This window comes from Pseudomonas sp. NPDC089758, assembly GCF_044748705.1.
In the GTDB taxonomy this organism is placed as follows: Bacteria; Pseudomonadota; Gammaproteobacteria; order Pseudomonadales; family Pseudomonadaceae; genus Aquipseudomonas; species Aquipseudomonas putida_X.
In genome coordinates this window covers 1-4,391 of sequence record NZ_JBIVGN010000035.1, presented here as the reverse complement: position 1 = coordinate 4,391, position 4,391 = coordinate 1, and the positions used below count along the sequence as shown (strand labels likewise).

Here is a 4,391-nt window from a genome sequence, read left to right as displayed (position 1 = left end):
AGCTGGGAGCCGGTGCTCCACTGGGTGATGCCGTCCTGTTTTTCAGTGACGCTCTGGGTGTGGAACGGCACGCTCTGCGGGGCGAGGGCGGGCAGAGTGTCGACGCTGTCGGTGAAGACGATGCAGTGGCTGTCGGCTTTGTGTTCGACGTACCAGAAGATGCCTTCGAGCTCGCACCAGCGCTGCACGAAGTTGGCGTCGGTTTCGTTGAACTGGGTGACATAGGACAGCGGCGCGTACTCGCGGCGCAGGTCGAGGCGGTAGCTGCCCTTGGCCTGTTCGTACTGAGCGAAAACGGCCTCCAAAATCGCCGGCAGGTTCTTGTCCTGCCAGATGCGGCAGTCGCTGCGGTATTCAAGCAGGCTGAACCACGGCGCGAAGACCAGCTGCCAGTCGTGCAGGCCGCCGTCGCTGCCCAGGTAGCGTACGCTCTCGACCAGGCCATGGCGCGGGGCCTGGGTGCCGTCGTCGCAGAGCAGGGCCAGGCTGACGGGCTGGCCGATGAGTTTCTCCGGGTCGTACTCGGTGTCCTGCACCAGCACGTCGAGAGTGTAGCGCGGGGTGCGGCCAATGCGCTCGACGCCGTGGGCGCGCAGGGCCTGGAGCGCGTCGGCCCCCAGTGGGGTGGTCAGCTGCAGCAGGCGGCCGCTTTGCGAGAGCGGGGTGCCGAAGGTCAGGTCCATGACAAGGGGTCTCCTGAGTGGGACTGAAAAATGGGTTATTCCAGGGCCTTGATGGGCGGGTCCTGGTAGTTTTCATCGATGGCGATGCCCATCTTTTTCAGGCGTGCTTCGGTTTGGGCGCGTTCCTGAGCCATGCGTTTCAGTATGGGGGGAACGAGGAATTTCCAGTTTTCACGGTCTTTTTCACCTTCAACGAAGCCTTTATAAAATTCAGATTCAGATTCAAAGTTAAGCGTGAACAAGTAAGAGCCGATTTTTTGCGGCGCTTGAGTGCTTTTCTCACGTTGAACACGAAATAGAAGATAAACTCCATCTTTGTAGAAATACCAGCTGTTGATCGTTGGAAGCGCAAGCCAATCTTCGGCGCTCAATTTTAAAGCGGGATCTTTCCATGGCCCTGTACCGACTGGGCTGCCAAGTATTGATCGAGCATTTTCGAACTTTTTGGCTTCCTCGCCGGAGATTCTTGCTTCGTTCTGAAAGATATACCTGTTCCAGCCTGCAACTCGTAGCTTATCTACTTGCTCATAGAAGTAGCGCATGGCCTGGTGGTGCTCGGAATCCTGTGGTACGCCACCGAGTGTCACCCTGGCATAGTTGATGATGTTGCTTTCAAAAGTGCCTAGAGTGGTACTGACTACATCATCAAACTTTAAGCTGTCTGTGCCTGAGTTAATTGTTAAGTTTGCACGCGATGCGTTGGCAAATGATAGGGAAAATTTGTAAAGGCACAGACCCTGAGCGCAGTCTTTGTTAAACTTGGCAGATGACGATGAAAGTGCCGCATCAACAGGCGTGTCAATTTCAAATTGAATGCTGGGTTTGTTGGTGCTCAAGCTTGGTTCTCCACAAGCAGAAATCAAAATGAAAAATAGGTAACCTATTTTTTTAAACATTGTAACTCCATTCGGAGATATCTTGGATGCTTTGCTTCATGTGATCGAACTTTGTGATCATCAAGCGGTGGTAGTTTTCAGCAATATCTGTAATGAAGTTCATTCGGTCAATCTTGTTGTATAGTTGCCCTTCTGACATAACGATATCGTATTCTGGATTATTGGTCTCGCACTGAGTACTAAGTGAAGCAAGGCGTCGAGGCACTCCTATATGGCCTTCCATAAGTGCTTGGCCTCTTAATAGTGCCTTGAAGCCCAGGCTGTCATAAATTAAAGGTTGGAGTATCATGAGCTGCTCATGTCTCGCAATGGCCATGAGGGACTCGTATTGCATTTCGCGCCGTAATTTGCCTGGCTGTAGATGCTCAGTCTCAGAAATAAAACCGAAACCGTCTCTGAGGTCGGGGGTAATTTGCAGATGATTGATTTCGGGAAGTGCTTCTTCGAGCCATGGCAGCTCTTGAAATGCACCTTTAAAACATTTGGAATAAGTGTTCCAGTTTCGCTTTTCCTTGCAACCCTTGAAGTCATCTGGGAAGTTTATGTAGAACCAATGCCATACAAAAATGTCTTGGAATAACCAAAAGTTTCCTTTGCCTAAATATTCTTTGGTTGTATCAAAGGCGGGGATGGCTAATCCTGTATAGCGCCATTTGCTCAAGCTAGAGTAATCGAGTGCACACATCACCTGTTTGCTGGCAAATGCTGCTAGTCCGGTCCAGTAAAATCGTCCTTGAAGCTCGGGCTTGCCATTGCGTTCCAATTCAAGGTAAATGCGCGCATAGTTTCCGGCGATGCGCTCAGCCCGAATGCTGAAATCTTTGATCAGCTCATAACGCGCAGTCTGTTTGAATTCTACACGCGTCTTAATGGATAGTCGCCGTACTGCCTCCTGCTGGCCAAGCGACCATCCATCTTCGCACTCAAGGCCTAAGCGATTAACTGAGCAAGGCTTTTCATTGAACTTGAAATCTTGTTTCATGACTTTATTCTCGGCACGAATTTTTCAGCATCCGCAGGTACTACAAACTCATCAGGCATTAGCCTTACCTTGGCGGCACTTGGCGCGTCATTGAAAAAGCGTGGGATATGGCCATCCTGATCGGTGAAATACACCCTTTTTTCTTTACCGGGAATGTCGACTTCGACCGCCACGTTGTCCAGAGGTATTCCGGATCCCGTTATCAATTTGTTCTGCTCGTCATACATCATCGAGTCTGGGCCGCTTGCCAGCTTTTTGAACGAATGCTTCATGCTGGCCGGCGCGTCGAGTGTCTTTTTCGCGCCCTTGATATCGATAGTGCCCGGTGCATGCACCTCGATATTGCTGCCTTTGATACGGATATAGGCACCGCCACTGGTAAGCAGAATCTCCTTCTGCGCCGACATCTCGATCAACTGTTCCAGCGACGTGAGCTTCACGTTCTGCAACGCGGTCAGCTCCATCGCATCACTTTGCGCCTCCAGCTCCACCTTGCCCTTGGCCGCAAACAACTTGGCCCCTGCGTTCTGCGCAAACAGGCTGATGCTCTGCACCACACTGGCCAGCAGCGATTTGCCGCTGGCGATGCTGACGTCCTCCCCGGTACTGATGGTCAGGTGCTTGCCGCTGTGCAGGTGTGTGTTCTGCGGCGTGGCCGTGGCGATGTCGGCCGGGGAAGAAGCGATCAGCAGCGGCTTCTGATAACCCGGGGTCTTGCCGCGTCCACCGTTGCGGATCGCCCAGGCGGTGTCGCCGCCGTTGCGCTCCTGCTCGCTTGGGCCTTGGCTCGGGCTGCTGCTGTCGTTGCCGTAGGTGACGTCGGTGTCGGCGTTGAGCTGGGTCAGGCTGTCCAAGCCAGCTTGCAGGGCGTCGGCGTTGTGCTGCTTGGCGGTGTCGGAGAGGGTTTTGAGCCGCTGCTCGCTATTCTGCAGTTGTTGCTGGGCTTCGCTGACGTCGAGCTGGGCGCCTTCGGCGTTGCTGCGTTTCCAAGTGCTAAGGTACAGCCCTTGCTGGGCGCGCAGGGCGCCGTAGGCGTCGGTGCGCAGTTCGAAGCCGGTGCCGCGCAGGCCACCGCGGTTATTGCCGCGCTGGTCGATCAGGTAGCCGAGGTTGAGCTGGGTATGGCCGTGGCTGCTGTGCAGCTGGGTGCGTACCTGGCCGGTGGAGTCGTCCATCACCCACTGGTTGAAGCCGCCGCCGCCGACTTCCTTGCTCTTGTAGCCGCTCATCAAACCGCTGGAGTGCCAGGCGGGTTTGTGGCCGCCGTAGACCTGGCCCATGACCAGCGGGCGGTCGATGTCGTTGTCGAGGAAAGTGACCACTACTTCTTCGCCGGCACGCGGCACGTGCACGCTGCCCCAGTCGGGGCCGCTGCTCGGTTGCAGCATGCGCAGCCAGCACGAACTCAACTCACCGTCCTGGCTCAGGCGATCCCAGTGGAAACGCACGCACAGGCGGTTGAGGCTGTCGGTGAACACTTCATGGCCGCTAGGGGTGACCACCACAGCGGTCTGCGGGCCGGGTGAGGTCGGCTTGGCGTGCTCGAACGGGCTGCGGTAGGGCGCGCTGTGCAGCTGGCCTTCGAAGGTGCTGAGGAAGAAGCCGTAGGAGGCTTCGCTCAGCTTCGAGCCGAGCAGGGCATCGTCCGGTGCCGGCCGTACCGATTTGAACAACGGTGCCAGGCTGCTGGGCGCATCGCGGCGCTGCTGGGCCATGGGCAGGTTGCTTTCGGCGTAGAACTGCACCTCGATCAGCATGAATTGCCGGGCCTCGGCGGCCTTGCGTTCGTACAGCGGGTGCTGGGTCAACTCGAACCAGCGCCCGGCCTGC

The 4,391-nt window shown here is 55.7% G+C and carries 4 protein-coding genes; all 4 read right to left on the bottom strand.

The features are described 5' to 3' along the window. The coding region (locus ACIPZH_RS25685) for a type VI secretion system Vgr family protein (protein ID WP_400638345.1) at positions 1 to 683 on the bottom strand (683 nt) is incomplete at its 3' end. A gap of 35 nt (positions 684 to 718) precedes the next feature. After that, entirely contained in the window at positions 719 to 1,519 is an 801-nt protein-coding gene (locus ACIPZH_RS25680) for a hypothetical protein (RefSeq protein WP_400638343.1), read from the bottom strand. Between the two features lie 52 nt (positions 1,520 to 1,571). After that, positions 1,572 to 2,561, bottom strand: coding sequence for a DUF2515 family protein (locus tag ACIPZH_RS25675; RefSeq protein ID WP_400638342.1), 990 nt, complete (start codon positions 2,559 to 2,561; stop codon positions 1,572 to 1,574). Then, on the bottom strand, positions 2,558 to 4,391 hold a 1,834-nt coding region (locus ACIPZH_RS25670; RefSeq protein ID WP_400638340.1), incomplete at its 5' end, for a DUF2345 domain-containing protein. The genes ACIPZH_RS25675 and ACIPZH_RS25670, both read right to left, overlap by 4 nt.

Excerpts from the sequence above, each read along its gene's own strand:
- ACIPZH_RS25675 (WP_400638342.1), bottom strand. The coding sequence starts at position 2,561 with ATGAAACAAGATTTCAAGTTCAATGAAAAGCCTTGCTCAGTTAATCGC.